At 70.0% G+C, this 20,901-nt stretch carries 22 protein-coding genes and 1 tRNA gene; 17 read left to right on the top strand and 6 right to left on the bottom strand.

The genetic code is table 11. The features are described 5' to 3' along the window. Positions 1–11: 11 nt before the first annotated feature. The 10 genes from D451_RS0107880 (at position 12) to der (ending at position 10,137) form a co-directional block, all read left to right on the top strand. Positions 12–1,049: a site-specific tyrosine recombinase XerD gene (locus tag D451_RS0107880; RefSeq protein WP_017534029.1), complete on the top strand. Its 1,038-nt coding sequence runs from the start codon at positions 12–14 to the stop codon at positions 1,047–1,049. Positions 1,050–1,356: 307 nt separating this feature from the next. Continuing rightward, entirely contained in the window at positions 1,357–2,316 is a 960-nt protein-coding gene (locus tag D451_RS0107875; protein ID WP_014912154.1) for a ParA family protein, read from the top strand. After that, the gene (locus D451_RS0107870) at positions 2,313–2,738 is read left to right on the top strand and encodes a hypothetical protein (RefSeq protein ID WP_026124904.1); all 426 of its coding nucleotides are present in this window, start codon (positions 2,313–2,315) and stop codon (positions 2,736–2,738) included. Before D451_RS0107875 ends, D451_RS0107870 begins: the two co-directional genes overlap by 4 nt. A 115-nt stretch (positions 2,739–2,853) precedes the next feature. Then, positions 2,854–3,714 (top strand): segregation and condensation protein A, encoded by an 861-nt coding sequence (locus tag D451_RS0107865; protein ID WP_026124903.1) that lies wholly within the window; start codon positions 2,854–2,856, stop codon positions 3,712–3,714. After that, the gene (gene scpB / locus D451_RS0107860; RefSeq protein ID WP_014909296.1) at positions 3,711–4,301 is read left to right on the top strand and encodes an SMC-Scp complex subunit ScpB; all 591 of its coding nucleotides are present in this window, start codon (positions 3,711–3,713) and stop codon (positions 4,299–4,301) included. The genes D451_RS0107865 and scpB overlap by 4 nt, the downstream gene beginning before the upstream one ends. After that, positions 4,288–6,081, top strand: coding sequence for a pseudouridine synthase (locus tag D451_RS27255; RefSeq protein ID WP_017534026.1), 1,794 nt, complete (start codon positions 4,288–4,290; stop codon positions 6,079–6,081). Before scpB ends, D451_RS27255 begins: the two co-directional genes overlap by 14 nt. A gap of 100 nt (positions 6,082–6,181) precedes the next feature. Further along, positions 6,182–6,544 carry a chorismate mutase gene (aroH, locus tag D451_RS0107850; protein ID WP_017534025.1) on the top strand — a complete coding sequence of 121 codons (363 nt, stop codon included), beginning with the start codon at positions 6,182–6,184 and terminating at the stop codon, positions 6,542–6,544. 30 nt (positions 6,545–6,574) lie between these two features. Further along, positions 6,575–7,741, top strand: coding sequence for a prephenate dehydrogenase (locus tag D451_RS0107845; protein ID WP_017534024.1), 1,167 nt, complete (start codon positions 6,575–6,577; stop codon positions 7,739–7,741). A 77-nt stretch (positions 7,742–7,818) separates the two neighbouring features. Continuing rightward, entirely contained in the window at positions 7,819–8,508 is a 690-nt protein-coding gene (gene cmk / locus D451_RS0107840) for a (d)CMP kinase (RefSeq protein ID WP_017534023.1), read from the top strand. Between the two features lie 195 nt (positions 8,509–8,703). Then, on the top strand, positions 8,704–10,137 hold the full coding sequence (der, locus tag D451_RS0107835; RefSeq protein ID WP_017534022.1) for a ribosome biogenesis GTPase Der: 1,434 nt from the start codon (positions 8,704–8,706) through the stop codon (positions 10,135–10,137). A 67-nt stretch (positions 10,138–10,204) separates the two neighbouring features. On the opposite strand, the gene D451_RS0107830 is transcribed toward der, so the two are convergent. Continuing rightward, on the bottom strand, positions 10,205–11,362 hold the full coding sequence (locus D451_RS0107830) for a DUF418 domain-containing protein (protein WP_017534021.1): 1,158 nt from the start codon (positions 11,360–11,362) through the stop codon (positions 10,205–10,207). Between the two features lie 147 nt (positions 11,363–11,509). Here D451_RS0107830 and D451_RS0107825 point away from each other — a divergent pair, with 147 nt between their 5' ends. Next, on the top strand, positions 11,510–11,803 hold the full coding sequence (locus D451_RS0107825) for an AbrB/MazE/SpoVT family DNA-binding domain-containing protein (protein WP_017534020.1): 294 nt from the start codon (positions 11,510–11,512) through the stop codon (positions 11,801–11,803). 63 nt (positions 11,804–11,866) lie between these two features. Here D451_RS0107825 and D451_RS0107820 read toward each other — a convergent pair whose 3' ends face one another. Then, positions 11,867–13,345 carry an MFS transporter gene (locus tag D451_RS0107820; RefSeq protein ID WP_017534019.1) on the bottom strand — a complete coding sequence of 493 codons (1,479 nt, stop codon included), beginning with the start codon at positions 13,343–13,345 and terminating at the stop codon, positions 11,867–11,869. 99 nt (positions 13,346–13,444) lie between these two features. Here D451_RS0107820 and D451_RS0107815 point away from each other — a divergent pair, with 99 nt between their 5' ends. After that, a complete protein-coding gene (locus tag D451_RS0107815) occupies positions 13,445–13,984 on the top strand; it encodes a DUF523 domain-containing protein (protein ID WP_017534018.1) in 540 nt (179 codons plus the stop codon). Here the strand turns inward: D451_RS0107815 and D451_RS0107810 are convergent. Both D451_RS0107810 and D451_RS0107805 read right to left on the bottom strand, forming a co-directional pair. After that, positions 13,963–14,523 carry a dihydrofolate reductase family protein gene (locus D451_RS0107810; protein ID WP_017534017.1) on the bottom strand — a complete coding sequence of 187 codons (561 nt, stop codon included), beginning with the start codon at positions 14,521–14,523 and terminating at the stop codon, positions 13,963–13,965. The genes D451_RS0107815 and D451_RS0107810 overlap by 22 nt on opposite strands. After that, positions 14,520–15,458, bottom strand: a complete 939-nt coding sequence (locus D451_RS0107805; RefSeq protein ID WP_017534016.1) for a helix-turn-helix domain-containing protein — start codon at positions 15,456–15,458, stop codon at positions 14,520–14,522. Before D451_RS0107805 ends, D451_RS0107810 begins: the two co-directional genes overlap by 4 nt. Before the next feature lie 155 nt (positions 15,459–15,613). Here D451_RS0107805 and D451_RS0107800 point away from each other — a divergent pair. After that, positions 15,614–15,687, top strand: a tRNA-Pro gene (locus D451_RS0107800). 14 nt (positions 15,688–15,701) lie between these two features. Here the strand turns inward: D451_RS0107800 and D451_RS0107795 are convergent. Continuing rightward, positions 15,702–16,220, bottom strand: a complete 519-nt coding sequence (locus tag D451_RS0107795) for a GNAT family N-acetyltransferase (RefSeq protein ID WP_017534015.1) — start codon at positions 16,218–16,220, stop codon at positions 15,702–15,704. A gap of 107 nt (positions 16,221–16,327) precedes the next feature. After that, positions 16,328–17,146, bottom strand: a complete 819-nt coding sequence (locus tag D451_RS0107790) for a lipase family protein (protein ID WP_017534014.1) — start codon at positions 17,144–17,146, stop codon at positions 16,328–16,330. Between the two features lie 272 nt (positions 17,147–17,418). On the opposite strand from D451_RS0107790, the gene D451_RS0107785 reads away from it, so the two are divergent. From D451_RS0107785 to D451_RS0107770, 4 genes are all read left to right on the top strand, one after another. Beyond that, positions 17,419–18,003, top strand: a complete 585-nt coding sequence (locus D451_RS0107785) for a GNAT family N-acetyltransferase (RefSeq protein ID WP_017534013.1) — start codon at positions 17,419–17,421, stop codon at positions 18,001–18,003. A 52-nt stretch (positions 18,004–18,055) separates the two neighbouring features. Further along, positions 18,056–19,192 (top strand): FAD-dependent oxidoreductase, encoded by a 1,137-nt coding sequence (locus D451_RS0107780; protein WP_017534012.1) that lies wholly within the window; start codon positions 18,056–18,058, stop codon positions 19,190–19,192. Between the two features lie 123 nt (positions 19,193–19,315). Then, a complete protein-coding gene (locus tag D451_RS0107775) occupies positions 19,316–19,726 on the top strand; it encodes a RidA family protein (protein WP_026124901.1) in 411 nt (136 codons plus the stop codon). A gap of 129 nt (positions 19,727–19,855) precedes the next feature. Further along, positions 19,856–20,884: a glutathione S-transferase family protein gene (locus D451_RS0107770; protein WP_017534010.1), complete on the top strand. Its 1,029-nt coding sequence runs from the start codon at positions 19,856–19,858 to the stop codon at positions 20,882–20,884. The last annotated feature ends 17 nt before the right edge of the window (positions 20,885–20,901 follow it).

Below are 20,901 nucleotides of genomic sequence, written 5' to 3'. Positions count from 1 at the left end.
GAAGGGGACGGGTGATCGACCCCGGAGAGGGCGGGGCGGACGTCGAGGGCCCGAACGGCTCGGCCGAAGGGGCGGAGCGTGGGCCGCTGGAGCGGGCGCGCGCCGCCTTCCTCGACCATCTGAGCGCGGAGCGCGCGTTGGCCGGTAACACTCTCGCCGCGTACCGGCGTGATCTGCGCCGTTACATCGACCATCTGGAGGAGAGCGGCGTCGACGACCTGGGCGGGGTGACCCCGGCACGGGTGGGACGCTTCCTCTCGGTGCTGCGCGAGGGCGACGAGGGGCACGGGCCGTTGAGCGCGGCCTCGGCCGGGCGCACCCTGGCGGCGGTGCGGGGCCTGCACCGGTTCGCCGTGCGGGAGGGCTGGGCGGCGGAGGACCCCGCCGTCGAGGTGACTCCGCCGTCGACGCCGATGCGCCTGCCCAAGGCCGTCCCGTTGGAGGTGGTCGAAGGGTTGTTGGAGGCGGCGGGGCCCGAGGAGGCCCCCGCCTCGGACCAGCGCCCCGACCTGTTGGCTCTGCGCGACCGTGCCCTGTTGGAGCTGCTCTACGGTACGGGAGCCCGGATCTCGGAGGCGGTCGGTCTGGACGTGGACGACGTCGCCGACGCGGTCGACGCCGGAGATCGGGTCGGGCTGGTGCGTTTCCGAGGTAAGGGCGAGCGTGAACGTCTGGTGCCGTTGGGCTCGCACGCCCGTCGCGCGCTCGGCGGGTACCTGACCCGGGCCCGGCCGACCCTGGCCGCTTCCGGCCGCGGTGGGCCGGCGTTGTTCGTCAACGCGCGGGGTGGAAGGCTGACCCGGCAGGGCGGGTGGGCGCTGCTGTCGGCGGTGGCCGAACGGGCCGGTGTGGAGGGGATCTCTCCGCACACCCTGCGGCACTCCTTCGCCACCCACCTGCTCGACGGCGGGGCCGACATCCGGGTGGTCCAGGAGCTGCTGGGGCACAGTTCGGTCACCACCACCCAGGTCTACACGCTGGTGACCGTGGAGAGGCTGCGTGAGGTGTACGCCTCAAGCCATCCGCGTGCGCGACGGGCGGCCCGGTGACACGGGGCGTGCGGCGGTCCGAGGGCGTCCGGGCGGAGGGGAGGCGGCTTCGCGCGGGGCGGGGCAGGGGTGTCCGGTGTGTACTCTTCTCCTACGAGATGGAAGGGCGTACGCGTCCGAACACCCTCGGTCCGCACGGTGAGGAATACTCGTCGGATCATGTTGAAGTGCGCCGTGTCGCCGTTCTAGAGTCGCCGCACGAAGGTACGTTGCTGTCGACATATTGAGTTTCCGACGGCGGTCGAGTCGTGGGGGACGTCAGGAGTCCCATCGGGCCGTGGCCGGTCCGTAGGGGAGGTCAAGGGTTGTGAACTGGTCGGAGTACGACGAGGCGGCGAACACCGCACCCGTCGGCGGGGACACCTCCGCCGACCCGGTGAACAACCCGTGGGGGACGACACGCAACACGGGGGCCGATCTGCACACCAAGAGACCCGAGCGGGCGTTTCCGGAGCCGGAGCCGCTGGACGAACACGGCCCGGCACGGATTGTAGCACTCTGTAACCAGAAGGGTGGGGTCGGTAAGACCACCACCACCATCAACCTCGGTGCCGCCATCGCGGAGTACGGCAGACGGGTACTGCTGGTCGACTTCGACCCGCAGGGCGCGCTGTCGGTGGGGTTGGGCCGTCTGGACCCGCGTGAGCTGGACCTGACCGTCTACAACCTGCTCATGCAGCGGGACGTGACGGTCGAGGACGTCCTGCTCAAGACGGACGTCGACGGTCTGGACCTCATTCCGAGCAACATCGACCTGTCGGCGGCCGAGGTGCAGTTGGTCGGCGAGGTGGCCCGTGAGCAGATGCTGGCGCGGGCGCTGCGTCCGGTCATCAACGACTACGACGTCATCCTGATCGACTGCCAGCCCTCGTTGGGCCTGCTCACCGTCAACGCGCTGACCGCGGCCGACGGCGTCATCGTGCCGTTGGAGTGCGAGTTCTTCGCGCTGCGCGGTGTGGCGTTGCTGATGGACACCATCCAGAAGGTCCAGGAGCGCCTCAACGAGGACCTGGTCATCGACGGTTTCCTCGGCACCATGTACGACCCGCGGACCCTGCACGCCCGTGAGGTGCTGTCCACGATCGTGGACGGGTTCGGCGACAAGGTCTACGGTACGGTCATCAATCGCACCGTGCGGTTCCCGGACGCCACCGTGGCGGGCGAGCCCATCACCAGGTTCGACTCCTCCTCGGCCGGGGCCAACGCCTATCGTGCTCTGGCCAAGGAGGTGCTGGCGAGGTGGCCTCTCAGCGGTCACGGCGCGTGACGCTACCCGGGGCGGACGAACTCTTCTTCCGCCCCTCCGGGCCCGACGAGGAACAGTCGGAGGCCGAGAGCCGGCACAAGGTACCGGAGCAGGAACGACAGGAGACGAACGGGGACGACGTCGAGAGACGGCGGCCCCGTGGGGCGGACGACGCCGGGGACGGCCACGGAGCCAAGGGCGACGGCGCGGTGCGTCGGGCCCCCAAGCCCAGTGGTCGCCAGCGTCACGATGAGAAGATCACCGTCTACATCTCCGGTGCGGAGCTGTTGGCCCTGGAACAGGCCCGACTGTCGCTGCGCGCCGAGCACGGGCTGTCGGCCGACCGGGGGCGTCTGGTCCGGGAGGCGGTGGCCGTCCTGCTCGCCGACTTCGAGGAGAACGGCGCGGGCAGCATGCTGGTACGTCGGTTGAGCGAGGACTGAGCGGGCCGCGCACCCGGATCGGACGCCCCCGTGGGGCGGTCCGGGCACGGCCCGTCACGCGCGGCTCCGAATCGGTGACACCCTTGTCCTATGAGTGAGAAGACGTGGGCCCGCCATGGCGACTGACCCGGAGGGGGTCCCTCCGTCCGCCGGGGGCGTGGACGAGGTCGACGAGAACGCCTTCCAGGTGCACCTGGACAACTTCGAGGGCCCCTTCGACCTGCTCCTCGCGCTGATCTCGAAGCACAAGCTCGACATCACCGAGGTCTCCCTGTCGAAGGTCACCGACGAGTTCATCGCGCACATCCGGGCGCACGGTGACGACTGGGATCTGGACCAGGCCAGCAACTTCCTGCTGGTGGCGGCCACCCTGTTGGACCTGAAGGCGGCGCGGCTGCTTCCACGCGGGGACGTGGAGGACGAGGCGGATCTGGCCCTGTTGGAGGCGCGCGACCTGTTGTTCGCCCGGCTGCTCCAGTACCGGGCCTACAAGGAGGTCGCCTCCTATATGCGCGAGCGGTTGGCCTCGCAGGGGCGCCGTTACGCCCGGGCCGTGCCGTTGGAGGAACGGTTCGCGGGGATGCGTCCCGACGTGCTGTTCAAGCTGGGCCCTCAGGAGTTCGCGGCGCTCGCGGGGATGGTGTTCACCCCGAAGGAGCCGCCGAGCGTCCCGGTCACGCACATCCACCAGACCAAGACCTCGGTCAAGGAGCAGGGCGAGCTGATGGTCGCCGAGCTGCGAGAGCACGGACGGTTGTCCTTCGCCCGGCTCACGGCGGGCTGTACCGGAACCTTCGAGGTGGTGGCCCGTTTCCTGGCGCTCTTGGAGCTGTACCGCGCCTCGAACGTGGGGTTCGACCAGCCCGAACCGTTGGGCGAGCTCATCGTGACCTGGACCGGAGGGGACCGTGAGGTCGAGGTGGAGACCGAATACGACGAGGCGGTGGCACCCGCCGATACGGGGGACGGACGATGACGACGGAGTACGCCGGGACGGACGAGGCGGCCGTGGCGCCGCCGACCCTGCGCCGTGACCTGGAGGCGGTCCTCATGGTCGTCGACCAGCCGGTGTCCGAGTACGACCTGGCCAAGGCGTTGGGTGTCCCACTCGACGTGGTCACGCGTACCCTGGAGGACCTGTCACGGGAATACACCGAACAGGGCCGTGGTTTCGACCTACGGGCGGTGGCCGAGGGCTGGCGTGTGTACACGCGTCCCGAATGCGCCGACATCGTCGAGCACTTTCTCAAGGAGGGGCAGGAGGTACGCCTGACCCAGGCGGCCCTCGAGACGATGGCGGTGGTCGCCTACCGTCAGCCGGTCTCCCGTGGCAGGGTCTCCGCGGTACGCGGGGTCAACTGTGACGGGGTCATGCGTACCCTCGTACTGAGGGGCCTGATCGAAGAGTCCGGTCACGACCCCGAGTCCGGTGCCCTGTTGTACCGGACCACTTCCTATTTCCTGGAACGGCTGGGCCTGCGCGGCCTCGACGAGCTGCCTGATCTGGCGCCGTTCCTCCCCGACGACATCGAAGGTCTTGACGACACCGGTGAGCACAACTGATAACGACCGTCCCCGCGGTGAGCGGGGCGGATACGCCCCGCGCGGTGAGCGCGGCGACTATGACGACCGAGGCGGCCGAGGCCGCCGTTCCTTCGACCGTGACGACCGCCGGGGTGGCGGACGTCCCGACCGGGACCGTGGTGGGTTCCGTGGTGACCGTGATCGGCGTGACGATCGTGGTGGCCGTTCCTATGACCGTCGTGACGACCGTGGTGGTCGTTCCTTCGAGCGGCGTGATGACCGGCGTGGTGGCGGTGGCCGCTTCGACCGTGATGAGCGCCCGCGCCGTGACGACCGGGACCGCGGTGGGTTCCGCGGTGACCGTGACCGTCGCGATGACCGTGGTGGCCGCTCCTTCGAGCGACGCGACGACCGGCGTGGTGGTTTCCAGGGACGCCGTGACGACCGGGATCGCGGTGGTCGCTCCTTCGACCGTGACGACCGTGGTGGTCGTTCCTTCGAGCGGCGTGACGATCGGCGTGGTGGCGGTGGCCGCTTCGACCGTGATGAGCGCCCGCGCCGTGACGACCGGGACCGCGGTGGGTTCCGCGGTGACCGGGATCGGCGTGACGATCGTGGTGGCCGTTCCTATGACCGTCGTGACGACCGTGGTGGTCGTTCCTTCGAGCGGCGTGATGACCGGCGTGGTGGCGGTGGCCGCTTCGACCGTGACGAGCGCCCGCGCCGCGACGACCGGGACCGTGGTGGCCGCTCCTTCGACCGTGACGACCGCGGCGGTCGTTCCCACGATCGTCGTGACGACCGACGCGGCGGTGGCCGTCCCCAGGACCGGCGTGACGATCGGCGTGGTGGCGGTGGCCGCTTCGACCGTGACGAGCGCCCGCGCCGCGACGACCGTCGTTCCTCCGGCCGCGACGACCGTCGCGACCGCTACCAGGGACGTCGCGACCAGGCCCCGGCCGGTGGCGCGGTCAAGAGCGAGAACCAGCTCTCCAAGGCGGCCCGTGAGCGTCTCAACGCGCTGCGCGCCGACTACGACCCGCGCGACGAGGACCGTCACTCCGGCGAGGACCGTGACACCTACACGGACGTCCCCGACGGCATCCGTCTACAGAAGGCCCTCGCGGCCGCCGGTGTCGCCAGCCGTCGCGCCAGCGAGGAGATGATCGCCGCCGGTCGCGTCAGCGTCGACGGTCAGATCGTCCGTCGCTTCGGCGCCCGGGTGGACCCGGAGGCCTCCGAGATCCGGGTCGACGGCATGCGTGTGGTCACCGCCCCGGACAAGCTGTACTTCGCGCTGAACAAGCCGCGTGGCGTGGTCAGCACCATGTGGGACCCCCAGGGTCGTCCGACCCTGGCCGACTACACGGGGCAGACCGAGGAGCGCATCTTCCACGTGGGTCGGCTGGACACCGAGACCGAGGGTCTGATCCTGCTGACCAACGACGGTGAGCTCGCCAACCGGCTCACACACCCGCGTTACAAGGTCATCAAGACCTACATCGCGAAGGTGCCCGGCCCGGTGCCGCACCGTGTGGTGCGCGAGATCGAGAAGGGCATCGAGCTGGAGGACGGCCCCGTCGAGGTCGACTCCTTCCGCGTGGTCGACAACGACAGCCAACAGGCCATGGTGGAGATCCGACTCCACGAGGGGCGCAAGCACATCGTGCGTCGTCTCATGGAGGAGGTGGGCCACCCGGTCACGGACCTGGCCCGTACCCAGGTCGGCCCGATCGACCTGAACACCCTGAGGCTGGGCACGATGCGCGCGCTGAGCTCGCGTGAGATCGGCGAACTGTACAAGGTCGCGGGTCTGTGACCCGAGTCTGTCGATACAGTTGACGGCGGCCGTCCCATGGTGGGGCGGCCGCCGTTCTCCTTCGGGGAGCGGGGAGAGACGACGACGAGGCGGGAAGAACGTGGCGGTACGGGCCATCCGCGGTGCGGTGCAGGTCGATGCGAACGAACGCGAGCAGGTGCTGGAGGCCACGGCCGAACTGGTCTCCGAGGTGATGGAGCGCAACGGTCTCACCACGGACGACGTGATCAGCGTGCTGTTCACCGCCACCCCCGACCTGACGTGCGAGTTCCCGGCGTTGGCCGCGCGCGAGGTCGGTTTCTCCGACGTCCCGTTGATGTGCGCGACCGAGATCGCGGTCCCGCACGCCCTGCCGCGTGTGGTGCGGCTCATGGCGCACGTGGAGACCGAGCGTCCCCGCTCCGAGGTCCAGCACGTCTACCTGCGCGGCGCCCAGGCGTTGCGCCTGGACATCGCGCAGTAGCCACGGCCGGAGAGGCCGTACGCTGGTGGCGTGGACACACGTCGGGGGGCCGGGGGAACGGTGAAGGTGAACGAGGACGCCGAGGGGCGCCGGAGCGATCTGCGGCGGGTCACGGTGATCGGTACCGGTCTGATCGGTACGTCGATCGCGCTGGCCCTGCGCGCCCATGACGTGGACGTCGCCCTCTCGGATCCGGACGCCTCCTCGTTGCGACTGGCCTGTGACCTCGGCGCCGGCCGCCCCTTGGAGGAGAACGCCTCCTCGGCCCCGGCCGACCTCGCGGTGATCGCCGCGCCGCCGGCCGTCGTGCCGGCGGTGCTGCGCGACGCCCAGAACCGAGGACTGGCCCAGGTGTACACCGACGTGGCCAGTGTGAAGGCGAGCGTGCTGCGCGAGGCCGAACGGTCCGGATGCGACATGGCGACCTTCGTTCCCGGCCACCCCATGGGCGGACGGGAGAAGCACGGCCCCGGCGCGGCCCGCGCCGACCTGTTCCTGGGACGTTCCTGGGCCCTGTGTCCCACCGGTAAGGCCGACCCCGGTTCGGTGGCCGCGGTGATCGAGCTGGCCCGGGTGTGCGGCGCCGATCCGCTGATCCTGGACGCCGAGGCCCACGATCGCGCGGTGGCCCTGGTCTCGCACGCCCCGCACGTGGCCTCCTCCGCGGTGGCCGCGCGTCTGTCGGGAGGGGACGAGACGGCCCTGGCCCTGGCCGGTCAGGGCGTGCGCGACGTCACCCGGATCGCCGGGGGAGACCCGGCCATGTGGGAGGAGATCCTCTCCCACAACGCCCTTCCGGTGGCCGAGGTGCTCGCCGAGGTGGCCGAGGACCTGGCCGCCACCGCCGAAGCCCTGCGTTCCCTGGCGGGGGCGGCCGAGGGCGTCGACGTTCTGGAACCGGTGCGGGACCTGTTGTCGCGGGGGCGCGCGGGGCACGGGCGCATCCCCGGCAAACACGGGTCGGTGAGCCGTCCCGAGTACACCGTCATGCCGGTGGTCATCCCCGACGAACCAGGGGCGTTGGGGAGGCTGTTCGCGGCCGCGGCCACCGCCGGGGTCAACATCGAGGACGTACGGATCGAGCACAGCCCCGGACTGCCGCTGGGCGTGGCCGAGCTGTACGTGCTGCCCGAGGTTCTGGACACCTTGGCCGAGGCCCTGTCCGCGGACGGTTGGTCGGTGCACCCCGGCGCCTGATCGTTGGTCCGAGGGCGCCCGTCGCGCGGGTAGGCTGAGGCGTCGATCAAAGCGGACCTTCGAGGGAGACAGCAGTAGTGAGCGCGCAGGGCACCGGAATCGTCATCGCCATCGACGGTCCCTCCGGGTCGGGCAAGTCGAGCACGGCCAAGGGTGTCGCCAAGGCGCGGGAACTGCGCTACCTCGACACCGGCGCCATGTACCGGGCTCTGACCTGGTGGATGCTGCACCACGGGGTGGACGTCTCCGACCCCGCGGCGGTGGCCGCCGAGGTCTCTCGTCCGGTCATCACGATGGGCACCGACCCGGGCGACCCCACCGTCAAGGTGGACGGCCACGACGTGACCGCGGACATCCGCGGCGAGCGGGTCACCACCAACGTCAGCGCGGTCTCCGCCGTGCCCGAGGCCCGTGAGCTCCTCGTGCGCACCCAGCGCGAGGTCATCGAGGCGGCCCGTGTCGAGAGCGCGGGCATCGTCGTCGAGGGGCGCGACATCACCACGGTGGTCGCCCCCGAGGCCCCGGTGAAGCTGTTCATCACGGCCAGCGCCGAGGCGCGCGCGCAGCGCCGCAGCAAGGAGGTCCGCACCGGCGACGTGGCCGCGACCCAGGCCGACCTGGCCCGTCGTGACCGTCTGGACTCCAACCGCGCGCACTCTCCGTTGACCCGGACCGAGGACGCCTTGGAGCTGGACACGACGGGGCTGACCCTGGACGAGGTCATCGCCCTGGTGGTCAAGCTGGCCGACGAGGCCGGCGGCGAGTAGTACCGGCAGGGAGAGCCCGGCCACACCCTCCCCTTCGGGGGAATCACGACACCCGCCCGAGGGGTTTCCCTCAGGGTGGTCACGGGCGCCCGTACGGGCGCCCCCATCGATTCACGTGGCGATCGCGTCGAATCTTCGTGGCCTCGCGGCACGCATCCTGGGCGCGCGGGGTCCTGCAACCGGGAGTTATGAGCAATGAGTGAGTTCGACGTGTCCGACATCGGATACGAGTCCGAGGGGCCCGAGTCGGCCCTGCCGGTCGTCGCGGTCGTGGGCCGCCCCAACGTCGGCAAGTCCAGCCTGGTCAACCGGATCCTCGGCCGCCGCGAGGCCGTGGTCGAGGACGTGCCGGGCGTGACCCGTGACCGCGTCGCCTACGACGCCGAGTGGCAGACCCGGCGCTTCACGCTGGTGGACACCGGTGGTTGGGAGACCAGTGTCGCCGGTCTGGCCGCGATGGTCGCCCGTCAGGCCGAGTACGCCGCGCAGACCGCCGACGTGATCCTGTTCGTGGTGGACGCGACGGTCGGCATCACCGACGCCGACGCCGCCGTCACCCGCGTCCTGCGCGCCACCAAGCGTCCCGTGGTCCTGGCCGCGAACAAGGTCGACGGCGGGCAGCAGGAGGCGGACGCCCTCGACCTGTGGAACCTCGGTGTGGGCCAGCCCTTCCCCATCAGCGCCCTGCACGGTCGTGGGACCGGCGATCTCCTCGACGCCCTGGTGTCGTCGTTCCCCGAGGTCCCGGAGGGCGACGACGATCGTGACGGTGAGGACGGCCCGCCGCGCGTGGCCCTGCTCGGCCGTCCCAACGTGGGCAAGTCCAGCCTGCTCAACCGGCTGGCCGGCGAGGACCGCGTGGTCGTGGACTCGGTGGCGGGGACCACCCGGGACGCGGTCGACGAGCTGATCGAGCTGGGCGGCAAGACCTGGAAGTTCATCGACACCGCCGGTATCCGCCGCCGGTTCCGTGCCCTTCAGGGAGCCGACTACTACGCGACGATGCGGACCGGCACGGCCTTGGAGCGGGCCGAGGTGGCGGTGGTGCTGATGGATGTCAGCGAGCCGCTCGCCGAACAGGACATCCGGGTGGTGGAGCAGGTCGTCGAGGCCGGCCGCGGCCTGGTCCTGGCCTTCAACAAGTGGGACATCCTCGACGAGGAGCGCCGCATCTACCTGGAGAAGGAGATCGATCGGCAGCTCTCCCGCGTCTCCTGGGCCCCTCGGGTGAACATCTCCGCGGCGACCGGCCGGCACATGGAGCGGCTCGTTCCGGCCATCGAGACCAGCCTGAACGGGTGGAACCAGCGCATCCCGACCGGGCAGCTCAACAACTGGCTCAAGGAGCTGGTGGCGGCCACCCCGCCGCCGGTACGCGGCGGCAAGCAGCCCAAGATCCTGTTCGCGACCCAGGCGGGTGCCTGCCCTCCGCACTTCATCCTGTTCACGACCGGTTTCCTCGAGGAGAACTACCGCCGGTTCATCGAGCGTCGTCTGCGCGAGGACTTCGGCTTCGAGGGGACCCCGGTGCACATCAGCATGCGCATTCGGGAGAAGAAGAACGGTGTTCAGGGGCGTGCCTCCAAGGGCAGCGTGCGTCCCGACCGCAATCAGCGCGGGCGCCGCTGACCCTCTTCGACGGCGCCGAGGGCCCATCCGGATCGTTCCGGGTGGGCCCTCGTGGCGTTTCCGGGGATCAGGTCGAGGCCGGTGCCTTCGATCGAGTGGTCCCGCCGGAGACCAGACGCCTGAGCAGACTCTCCGCGGGGCCTCGCAGGCCTCGACGGCGCATGAGTTCGGCGGCGCCCAACGACACCAGCCAGACGAGCGTGGCCACCACCAGCGCTCCGCTCAGTCCCACGCGGTCGTGCAGGCCCAAGGCGATGGGGGCGAACACCGCCATGAACGCCACGCTCTGGAACAGGTAGAAGGTCATGGAGCGCTGTCCCAGTGCGACCACCGCGGTGGTCAGCGGGCCCCGGGTCCGCGCGGCCCGGAGGGCGATCAGCGCGATGGCCCCGGCCATGCCGAAGCCGCCGAAGTAGCCGGTGAGCGGCTGGAGCATGGCCGCGGTCCAGAGCGCGGCCGTCGTCGAGGGCTGCCACAGGCCGGTCTGGGCCAGGACCGAGGGCAGGGCTCCCAGACAGGAGATCACCATGGTCACCACGACGGCGCGGATCAGGAAGGCTCGGTGGCGTTCGGGGGCCTCCAGCAGTCCGCGCCGGGCCGCCCACATGCCGGCGATCACACCGGGCGTCACCAGCACGGTTCCGACGAACGTTCCGATCGGCGCGCCGGGGAGGCGTTCCAGGTACAGGGAGCCCGTGTCACCGCCGGCGGGCAGGGTCAGCGCGCCGATGTCGAAGGTGGTCAGGCCCTGGGGGAGGGCCAGGAGCAGCGGGAGACCGGAGAGCAGGGTGCCGGGGATCAGGGTGAGGGCGCCGACCCACAGCAGGGTGCGGTCCCGTACTCGGAGGAGGCCGACGAGCACGAGCGAGGCGACTCCGTAGGCGGCCAGGATGTCGATGGGCACCAGGAGGAGGTGGGCCGTGCCGAAGACGATCAGCCACAGACCTCGGCGGCGCAGCATGGCCCGGACGTCGGCAGGGTCGTCGCCTCGGGAGGTACGGCGTTCCAGCATCTGGACGAGGGCGTAGCCGAACAGGAACGCGAACATCGGTCGGGCGTGGTTGCCGACGAACAGGTCGTGGACGGCGAGGGCGATCCGGTTCGCCGCGAGGGGGCCGTGGTCGATGGCCAGGACGTACAAGGGGGCGTGGGCGAAGGCGATGGCCAGGAGCATGGCGCCACGGGCCAGATCGGGGGCGAGCGCTCGGGGCGCGGTGGTGGTCACGGTTCCTCCTCTGCGAGGCGTTCTCGTACATGCTATGTCATGTAAATCATGTAAAGCATGTCGTGGTCGAGGGGAGGAAACGGAGCCGGGGCCCGGCATGATCCGCTTGATAGGCTGTGCGGAACATGTGGAGAAGGTGGTGACCAGGTGGCCGAGAAGGAGGACGGCGCTTCCTACGGGCCCGGTGGCCGGGGGTTCTACGGCGCGGTGACCGTGAGCGAACGCGGTCAGATCTCGCTGCCGGCGAAGGCCCGCCGAGACCTGGGCATCGCGCCGGGCGACAAACTGCTCGTCCTGGGAGACCCCGCGCAGGGGCTCGCCCTGATGACGGTCGACCGGCTCATGGGTCAGCTCGAATCCTCGTCGCTGTTGATGTCGGCGATCCGGGAGCACACCGACGAGCCCGGTGAGACGGGTGAGGACGAGAAGCGGGAGGACTGAGCCCCCCGTGAACGCGCCGAGGGCGCTCCGTCGCACCGACGGAGCGCCCTCGGCGCGTTCGGGTCAGTCGGACTCGGAGGGGAGCCTGCGCACGTTGCCTCCGGGCGAGCGCCACTCCGAGTCCTCCCCGTCCCGGGGACGGGGAGGGGTGGGAGAGGCGCCCTGCGCGATCCTCTCCGGCACCGGGATGGCCGGTGCCCCGGGCAGCGGACGCCCCGCGCTCTCGGGCATCCGCCATACGACCACGACGCCCACCGCGCCGGCGATCATCAGCAGCCAGGCCGGAGCGTACAGGTTGCCGGTGGACTGCACCAGCGACTCCGAGATCAACGGGGTCGTGCCACCGAACAGTGAGACCGAGATGTTGAAGCTGATCGCCAGGGCGCCGTAGCGGACCTTGGTCGGGAAGAAGGCCGGCAGAGCCGCCGGGGCGGCCCCGGAGAAGTGCACCAGGGTGATGGCGAGGACCAGCACACCGAAGGCGACCGACCACAGGTTCCCCTGTTGCAGCAGCCAGAAGGCCGGTAGGGACAGCACGATCGCGAACAGGCTGCCGGAGAACAGGATGGGCCTGCGACCCACCCGGTCGCTCGCCCTTCCGACCAGGGTCACGGCGGCCAGCATGAACACCATCGCGCCCAAGGTCGCGACCAGCCCCATGGTGGTGCTGTAGCCGAGCGAGGAGTCCAGGTAGGTGGGCAGGTAGGCGGTCACCATGTAGTTGTTGACATTGAAGACCATCACCAGGCCCAGACACAGCAGGATGGCGTGCCCCTGCTCGAGGATGGTCTCGCGGAGCTGCCCCTTGCGGCGCGCGCCACCGGCGTCCTTGGCGAAGCCGTCGGTGTTCTGGTCGAAGACGGGGGTCTCCTCCAGCTTGACCCGCAGGTACAGACCGATCGCGCCGAGCGGCAGGGCCAGCAGGAAGGGGATGCGCCAACCCCAGGCCAGCATCGTCTCGTCGCCGAGGAACAACGTCAGCAGGGTGACGATGCCGGCGCCGCCGATATAGCCGCTGAACGTGCCGAACTCCAGCCACGAGGAGAGGAAACCGCGGCGTCTGTCGGGCGCGTACTCGGCGATGAAGGTGGTGGCGCCGCCGTACTCGCCTCCGGTGGAGAAGCCCTGTGTCATGCGGGCGAGCAACAGGAGGATCGGTGCGGCGATGCCGATGGTGTCGGCCGAGGGGATCAGGCCGATCGCGAAGGTGCTCACCGCCATCAACAGCATGGTGAAGGCGAGTACGTGCTTACGCCCGATCCGGTCTCCGAGGGGGCCGAAGAACATACCGCCGAGCGGACGCACCAGGAACGCCGCCGCGAAGGTGGTGAAGGTGGCGATGAGCTGGACGCCCCCCGATTGGGAGGGGTAGAAGACCAGCCCGATCGTGACCGCCAGGTAGCTGTAGACACCGAAGTCGTACCATTCGGTCGCGTTACCGATCGCGGCCGCGGTGACGGCCTTGCGTGTGGTGCGATGTTCGGTCCGCAGGCTTCGGGCACCGTCGGAGGACGAGCCGCCTCCGGGTCGTGTGTCGCTCACGTCTCTCCCTCGGTCGCGTCACCTTGCGTACCTACATAAGCACCATGTGCGAGGGGACCGTGGGATTTGAACGTGTCGGCCGGAGGGTAGCGTGGTCGCATGCGTAAAGTGCTGGTCAGCGCCTGCCTGATGGGGCGCAGGGTCCGCTACGACGGTCGGGCCAAGCCGGTGGACGACGCCGCGGTCGAACGCTGGCGGCGGGAGGGGCGACTCGTCGTGCACTGCCCCGAGATCTCCGGGGGGTTGCCGGTGCCCCGGCCCCCGGCGGAGATCGAACCCGGCGCCGACGCCGCGGACGTGCTCGCCGGCCGGGCACGCATCCTCACCCCCGAGGGCGTGGACGTGACCGAGCACTTCGTCTCCGGTGCCCGTTCCGCGTTGGCCACCGCCCGGGCCCACGGGGTCGCCGTGGCCCTGCTCAAACAGTCCAGCCCCTCCTGTGGGTCACGCGAGGTCTACGACGGGACCTTCTCCGGGGTCAAGGTGCCGGGGGAGGGGGTCACCGCCCACCTGCTCCGCGAGCACGGGATCGCCGTGCTCGATGAGGACCAGGTGGCCGAGGCGGCGCGCCTGCTGGCCGAGGTCGAGTCGACCGACGGGCACGCCACCCCTCCTGGTCAGGGCTTGACCACCTCATAGCGCAGACAGGCGAAGGCGCCGGCCCGCTCGACCTCCAGGGGGCGCAGTTCGACGCGCCCGTCCAGCAGGGGTGCGCCCCCGCCCAGGGAGATGGGCGCGATCGACACCCGCACCTCGTCCAACAGCCCCAGACGGGCCAGGTCGGCGGCGATCCGTCCTCCGCCCACCACCCAGATGTCCCGGCCGTCGGCGACCCGGACCATCTCCGCGTGCAGAGCGCGCAGTTCCTCGTCGGTGTCCGCCCGGGCGAAACGCAGATCCCCCTTCACCCGGGGCAGGTCGCGATGGGTGAGCACCCAGGTGGCCGCCTCGTAGGGCCATGGGTCGCCCCCTTCATGGGTGAGGATCCATTCGTAGGTGGTCGCCCCCAACACGATCGCCCCGGCGCTCCTGATGAACGCCTCGGTGCTGTCGATCGCCTCGGAATTCTCCTCGCCCGGTTGCGCGCCCTCCACAGCGAACAGCCAGTCCAGTGAGTTGTCCGGGTCGGCGATGAACCCGTCCAGGCTGGTGGCGGTCTCGTAGACGGTCCTGGTCATGTCGTTCCTCCGTAGTGTCTCTGTAGCCATTCGATGGGGTCTCCGTGATCCACCGCCACACCCGCCTCACGCAACATCTGTCGCACGAGCTGGCGGCGGTGCGCGGCGAAGGTGAGCACGTGCACCACGACGCCCACCAGGGAGAAGCTCTCCGGCGGGTCGCACAGGGCATCGATGAGCCGGTCGCCCCAGGCGCCTCGGCGTCCGATGTCGTCGACGGTGGCGATCCACCGAGCCCCCGCCGTACGGTGCCTCTCCCGGAGCGATTCCGGGTCGTCGGCGGCCGGCTCGGGGAAGTCCGCTCCCTCGATGGAGGCCAGCCAGACCTCCTTGCTCTTCACCAGCAGCTCCAGCGTGCGGGCGATCGACTCCTCGGGTCCGTCCCACGACAGGACGGTCCGGCCGGGGGCGCGCGTGGCGCGGTACTCCTGCTCCGACAGGCGCGAGGCCAGCTCGATGAGGTGGGTCGTGTCGTCGACGTCGTGGTGGATCTGGAGCACGGTCGGCTCCATGCCGTTCCGCCGCGGCGAGCCCTCCTCCACCCACAGGTGGAACGGCGGATGGAAGTGGACGCCGTTGGGCGCCTCCAGCCACCGTCCGCTGCCCTTGGTGGTCGCGCCCGGCGGATGGCCGAAGGCGCGTGAGAACGCCCGGATGAACCCCTCCACCGACTCGTATCCCGCGGTGAAGGCCGCGTCGGTGACGGTGGTGCCCTGTCCGATCTGCCAGGCGGCCCGCTCCAGCAGTACCCGGCGGCGCAACGCCACCGGTGACTCTCCGGTGTCCCGGGAGAAGGTACGGCTGAAGTGGAACGGCGAGGCGTGGGCCTGTCCGGCCATGTCGCTCAGACGGGCGTTGTCCTCGTGCAGGACGGCGTCGAGGAGTTCGCGCAGACGATCACGGCCCGAGGGCGGTTCGGCGGTGGGCTGACTCATGTGACCAGTATGTTCACGGAGGCCCGTCACGCGCTTGACCGTTCTTGCGCACCCCGCGCGTCCTTCGGCGGCCGTGCCTCGTGGTGCGAACGCCCCGAAAGATGCGATAGAGTCTTCCCCGTTGGCCGCGCCGGAGACGGCGCCGGTCCACCGCACGGGACGTAGCGCAGTTTGGCAGCGCACTTGACTGGGGGTCAAGGGGTCGTGGGTTCAAATCCCGCCGTCCCGACGGGCGAAGGGCGTTCACCTGGGTGAACGCCCTTCTTCGTGTCCCCGACCCGCTCGGAGGGCCTTGTAATAGTGAACCACCGGCATGCCGGTGTAACCGGCCCCCTCGTAGACGGCTCGAGCGGGAGCGTGACCCGGATCGCCTCCGGTCTCGACGAGGGCGACCTTCATGTCCTCCTCGCGCATGAACCGTTCGGCCTCCGCGATGAGTTCCCTCCCCACTCCTCGGCCCTGCCATTCCGGATCGACCGCGAGCATGTGCAGTACTCCGATGCCCTCCTTCCGGTCGAGCCTGACCGTGGAGAATCCGGCGATCCGGTCGGTCACCGCCACCCGGGTTCGCATCTCCTCGGAGTCCAAGGCGGCCCGGACGTCCCGGCTCTGGGCCCGACTCCAGTCCCCGACGACCCGTGCGTAGATCTCCGGCCCCAGGACTCGGGCGATCGAAGCGTGTACGGGCTCCCATGCGCGTAGGGACAGAGCGACCACGGCCTCGCGGTCCTCGGTGATGTGGTCACGAATCTCGATGCCCATGGGGTGCAGCGTAACCACGGGGTGGCCAGACGGGCCACGCGTTTTCCACCTCGAAGGCTCTGGACACATGGACGCGCTTCGACGGCCACGGACACGTGGTGGACCCCTCAGTGCGCGGCGGCGTCGAGGTGGGTGATGTAGGCGTTCATGGAGTGGTCGCGGAGGGCGTCCGCGCCGGGGGAGAACACGTCGGCGGTGTGCCCCTCGAACGAGTCGGTCAGGCCGCCCAGGACGGACATCGGCTTCTCGCGGATCCGTCCGCCGGCGTCGATGTGCCGGACTTCGGAGACATGACGGTAGAGCGGCTCGGGCGGCACCTGGGCGACGATGTCGTTGTTGTTGACGAAGCGGTACATCCTTCCCTGGAACGCCTGCTCGTAGGCCCGCGCCAGGGCGGGATCGCAGGTCCGGGGCTGCCCGAACGTGTAGACGCCGTCCGCCAGGACGTCGTCGGCGAAGTGCAGGCGGGCGGCCGCCAGCATGGCCAGTGCTCCGCCCAGGCTGTGCCCGGTGACCCACACCGTCTGGTCGGAGTCCCGGAACTCCCGCAGAGTGCCGGAAAGCTCCGAGTAGACCGCGTCCAAGGCGCGTTGGAAGCCCCAGTGGACCCGGCCCTCGCAGGAGTGTTCGCGGACCTGGGGGGCGTTGACGTCGGAGAGCCAGTCGCGGACCTGTTCGGGCTCGGTTCCTCGGAAGGCGATGACGATCATGTCGTCGCCCGCCATGACGTAGGCCTGGGTGTCCTCCAGGACGAAGGGGCGGCTGAGCGGCACCCGGAAGGAGCGCACCCGGTCGAACCCCCAGCCCCGCGCCGTCTCCTCCACCTCGGTCTCGTCCTTGTAGGCCAGCCGCGCGGCGTGGGCCAGGCAGCGGACGTGGGGCAGTCCGTAGCCCGTGGCGGTGTGGTCGAAGGTGATCGCGGTCATGTGACGACTCCCGTGCGGATCGATGTCGTCGCCATCTGTAACATTCTTGTTCCGTTCGAAGAGCCCGGACACGGCCGTCCCGGCCGTCCTTCCGGTTCTTCGGCCGGGAGGGGCCGTCCCCTCGGCCCTGCGGGCGGGTCGCCTTCTCCCGGACCTGGACACCTGGAATTCCAGATCTCTCTCCCGAACCTTTCGTGGAACGGACCGTTTCTCCTCGTCGTCGGGCACACTCGTCGACGACGGTACGGAGACGAAGCCCGCGAGGAGCGACGATGGCGGCGACAAGAGGGGAGGCCGGGCCTCCCGGACTCGACACGATCCCCCGACGGGCCGGACCGGACGACGTTCCCACCCTCATAGAACTGCGCGTGGCGGCGGCGGAGTGGCTGCGTTCCATCGGATCGGACCAGTGGCACGACACCGCCCGCGCCATCGCGGACATCGAGGCGGGGGTCGCCTCCGGCACGACGTGGGTCGTCGATCGAGGAGGGAGGATCGACGCGACCCTCACCCTGGGAGGGCCCGACCTCGACTTCTGGAACGAGGAAGACGACCTCGCCGACGCCCTCTACCTCTACAAGTTCATGGTCCGTGCGGGAGAACGCGGCGGTGGGCTCGGAGACGCCTTCCTGGGATGGGCCTGTGCTCGGATCGCCGCTCAGGGGAGGCACTGGCTCCGCCTGGACTGTTGGCGTACCAACCACGCCCTGCACCGGTACTACCGCGAACGAGGGTTTCGGCACCTTCGCACGGTCCGGTGCCCGGGGCGGGGGAGCGGAGCGTTGTTCCAGCGGCCGGTCCTCCCGAAAGGCGAGGCGGATGTGAGGTCCGCTCGAACCTTCGAAGGGGAGGCATGAACGCGGATCCCCCGCTGTTGCCCACTGTCGACGGTGGACGAAGGGATCGGCGATGACGGACCTGGTCGAACGGAACGAGGCCACGGGAGCGGGGACGCTTCCCGCCTCGACGGACGTGGTGATCATCGGTGCGGGCCAGGCCGGTCTCTCGGCCGCCTGGCATCTACGACGCCTCGGACTGGAACCCGGGACCGACCTCGTCGTCCTGGACCGAGGGCCCGCCACCGGCGGGGCCTGGCAGTTCCGCTGGGAGTCGCTGCGCCTGGACGACGCCCACAAGGTCGACGACCTTCCCGGGATGCGCGAGATGGGTCTGAGCTTCGCGACCGCCGACGTCGAACGCCCGGCCCGGGACGTGGTGCGCGAGTACTACGACCGCTATGAGCGCTTCTTCGACCTGAGGGTGGCGCGGCCGGTCCACGTCACCGGGGTCCATGACGAGGGCGAGGGGCTGTCGGTCACGACCACCGCGGGGGACATCGAGGCCCGGGTGGTGGTGAACGCCTCCGGTACCTGGGCGCGACCGTTCCGGCCTCATATGCCGGGTATCGCCGACTTTCGAGGCCGACAGATCTCCACCCCCGAGTACAGGGAGGCGGCGGAGTTCTCCGGCCGGAGGGTACTGGTGGTGGGAGGCGGTACCTCGGCGGTCGGCTTCCTGCGCGAACTCGAAGGCGTGGCGGCCGAGACGATCTGGGTCACCCGGCGTCCGGTCACCTTCGTGAACGACCCGAAGGGCGGTGTCAAGGCGGTGCGCGCCGCCGACGAGGCGGCCCGGTCGGGGAGACCGCTGCCGAGCATCATCAGCGGAACCGGCCTGCCCGCCACCCCCGCGAACCTGGCCGCCCGCGACCGCGGACTCCTGGTGGCCCGCCCGTTGTTCTCGGTGATCGAACCCGACGGGGTCCGTTGGGAGGACGGCTCGTTCGAACGGGTGGACGCCATCATCTGGGCCACCGGCTTCCGCGCCGAACTGTCCCACCTGGCCCCGTTGCGGTTGCGCGAACCCGGAGGAGGGATGTGGGTGCGCGACGGGCGCTCGGTCCGCGACCCTCGGCTGTTCATGGCCGGATACGGGCCGCAGGCGAGCACGATCGGCGCTAACCGGGCCGGTCGGGCCGTCGCCCGCCAGGTCATGGCCGAGCTGGAGAGGAGCGGCCTCCGGACGCCGGCGGGCCGAGCCGGCTGACCCCCGTCCCGGGCGCCTCCAACGTGTGGTCCGGCCCTCGCGGTGGAACGCGAAAATCGGTGGGCGTTCTCTCGATATGTCACTAACCTTCCGAAGGTTCGACGCCTTCGACGGGAGACCCTCATGAACAGCGCAGTGACCCTCATCCGTTCCGCCGCCCTCTCCGACGCGGCCGAATACGCCTACGCGGCCACCGTCCCGGCCGGGACGCGTCTGATCTTCCCCGCCGGCGCGTGCCCGCTGGAGAAGGACGGAACCACCGCCGCGGTGGGCGACTACGCGGGCCAGGCCGCCGTGTGCGTGGCCAACCTGCGGACGGCGCTCGCCGAGGCCGGTGCCGGCCTCACCGACGTGGTGAGCACCCGGGTGCTCGTCGCCTCCTCCTCCCAGGACGACCTGGTCGCCGCCTGGGAGATGGTCCGCGACGCCTTCGGCGATCACGACGTCCCCAGCACCCTTCTGGGCGTCACCGTTCTGGGTTACGACGATCAGCTGGTGGAGATCGAGGCCGTGGCCGCCGTCCACGATCGATGAATCGCGCCCCGGCCGTCCCACGGGGGCGGCCGGATCCGCCCGGATCGAGGCTGTGGACAACCTGATGAGCCGACCCTCGCCGCCCTAGGATCGGAGGAGGACGGGTTCTCCGAGCAGGGAGGGTGCTGTATGCGGGCCAACATGCTGCCGACCGAGGATTTCGAGCGCGATCCCTCGGCTTTCACCGACCGGGTCACCTCCGATGGGCGCTACGGGCGCGTCGCCGAACCGGGCCGCTACCGTCTGGTCGTCAGCCGGGCCTGCCCATGGGCGCATCGGGTGGTCATGGTCCGGCGCATCATGGGGTTGGAAGAGGCGATCTCCCTGGCGGTCGTCGATCCCCTACAGGAGGTCATCGACGGTGAACCGCACTGGGTCTTCAGCGAGGGCAACGGAGACCGGGACGGCAAGGACCCGGTCCTGGGGATCCACGCTCTGCGCGAGGCCTATCTGGCCCGCGACCCCCACTACACCGGGGGTGTGAGCGTTCCCGCCCTGGTGGACGTGGCCACCGGGGAACTGGTCTCCAACGACTACGACATGCTCAGCGTCGATCTGGCCACCGAATGGGGCGATCTGGACAGGGAGGGCGCGCCCTCCCTCTACCCGGAGCTCCTGCGGGAGGAGATCGACACGGTGAGCGCCTGGATCCACCGCGATCTCAACCACGGGGTCTACCGGGCCGGGTTCGCCCCCGACCAGGAGGTCTACGAGGACGCCGTCTCCAACGTCTTCTCTCGGCTCGACTACCTGGAACGGCGGTTGGCCGGACACCGTTACCTGGTGAGCGATCACATCACCCTGGCGGATCTACGGCTGTGGGCCACCCTGGTCCGGTTCGACGCGGTCTACCACGGCCACTTCAAGTGCAACCGGCGCAAGCTCTCCGAGTATCCGGTGCTGTGGGCCTACGCGCGTGACCTCTACCAGACACCGGGTTTCGGAGACACCACAGATCTGCTCCACATCCGGGAGCACTACTACTACGTGCACACCGGCATCAACCCCTCCCGCATCGTGGCGGTGGGGCCCGATCCGTACGGCTGGGAGGAGCCCCACTACCGTGAGGCGCTGAACGGCGAACCCTTCCGAGGGGACACCCCTCCGGATCCGGTGCCGGAGAACGAACGGGTCACGGACCTGGAGTTCCAGGGCTGAGGGCTCCGGCGGGCGGG

Source organism: Nocardiopsis alba DSM 43377, from assembly GCF_000341225.1.
Classification (GTDB): domain Bacteria; phylum Actinomycetota; class Actinomycetes; order Streptosporangiales; family Streptosporangiaceae; genus Nocardiopsis; species Nocardiopsis alba.
This window is presented reverse-complemented; position numbering and strand designations above follow the sequence as displayed.